The following is a 1,684-nucleotide window of genomic DNA, read 5'->3' on the forward strand; positions in this document are numbered from 1 at the left end:
TGAACAGCTCCCTGTCAAGTGGACAATGAAATAATAAAAGATTAGGCGACGGCCTTGTTCCTCATTTCAAGAGGGGCAAGGCCGTTGTTGCGTTCTTGAAAACGTTGGTGATTGTAAAAATGGATGTAAGCATCAATGTCTGATACCAACTCCTCAAAAGTCTTATACTTCTTCAAATCATAGCACTCCGTCTTAAAGTGTCCGAAGAAGCTCTCAATTGGTGCGTTGTCAATACACTTACCAACACGAGACATAGAGCGAATCATCTGATACTGGGTTGTTAAACGGTAATAATCTTTCGAGGTGTATTGCGAGCCTCGATCGCTGTGAATCAATGGCGTCGCATCAGGATTAGCTTTCCGTGCTTTACGAAGCGTCTCTAACACCAATTCGTTATCATTAAACTGACCAACCACATAAGCGACAATAGAGCCGTCATAAAGGTCCTTAATAGCACTCAAATAGGCTTTACAGCCGAGACCATACTTCAAGAAAGTCACATCTGTACACCATTTCTGATTGGGGGCAGTAGCTGTAAAATCACGATTGAGAATATTGTCTTCTACATTAACAAAGCTAGTCTTGGTACAATACCCCTTGGCTCTTCTGATAATGGAGCGAATGCCTAAAATGTGCATCAAGCGACAAATCCGTTTCTTGTTGTAGCTTGTTCCAAGCTTGCGATTGACAAATAGAGTCATACGACGATAACCAAGAATGCCATTATGTTGGCTATGAAGGCCCTTGATGACATCCATCAAGCCTAAATTTTCCTGTTCAGAAGGAGTTTCTTGATGACGCAACCACTTGTAATAGCCTGAGCGAGATACCTTTAGGATTCGGCACAAGTGGCTGATAGAAGCCTCTTCATGCTCATCCGCATATTCTTTAATCGCTTGGAAAGTTTCCAAGTGGCGACCAAGTCTTACCGTCGGTTTCGTCGTTTGATTTCTTCTAACTTTTTTAGCAGGCCGTTCTCCATTTCAAGATACTTAATCCGTTCTTCCTGTTGCTTGATTTTAAGGCGTAATTCTTCTTCCGAAGTCAGATTAGGCTTACTTTCCAAACCTTTTCCACGACGGTCGAGGAGGCCGTTAGAACCGTCCTTCTCAAACTTTCTAACCCAAGAATAGACCTGTTGGTAGGAAACACCATACTTCTCAACAGCCCCTTGGTAATCTTTCTCGTGGGCAAGAGTAAAATTGACAATCTCAACCCGTTCTTCAAATGTTGTCTTGCGTCCTTGTTTCATGCGACTCATTCCTCTACTAGTAGCTTTCAGTTCTTTACCACTAGTATAACTTTTTATCCAGGAACTGAGAACATAATGACAAGAAATTCCATATTTTTCAGTCAGTTCTTTGAGACTTCCCAAACAATTGAGATAGTCGGAAACAGCTTGTTCCTTCAACTCTTTACTATACTTCGTCCAGTGACGACTTTCCTCTAGCCCCTCAACACCAGCTTCTTTGTACTTCCGAACCCAATTCGATAGGGTGTCTTTAGACACGCCATGGTGCCTAGCTAACCAGCTAAGTGATTTCCCTTCTTCCAAGTGCAGTAGAACTATTTCTAGTTTCTCAGATACAGATTTTGGACTTCTTTTGGACATAATAAAACTCCCCTCATAGTTTCTAGTGAAAATTTTTGTTTTTTCACTGTCCACTATAAGGGGAGTATATCA

1 protein-coding gene is annotated in these 1,684 nt (G+C 41.7%); it reads right to left on the bottom strand.

Annotated features, from left to right (window positions below):
- Positions 1 to 41 precede the first annotated feature (41 nt).
- Positions 42 to 1,612 (bottom strand): IS3 family transposase gene (locus tag NF418_RS10225; protein ID WP_256779521.1). Its coding sequence is split into 2 segments (ribosomal slippage): positions 42 to 967 and positions 967 to 1,612, totalling 1,572 coding nucleotides; the frame shifts between segments, so codons are not numbered across the junction.
- Positions 1,613 to 1,684 lie beyond the last annotated feature (72 nt).

It is taken from the genome of Streptococcus suis (assembly GCF_024509555.1).
Taxonomy (GTDB): domain Bacteria; phylum Bacillota; class Bacilli; order Lactobacillales; family Streptococcaceae; genus Streptococcus; species Streptococcus suis_AD.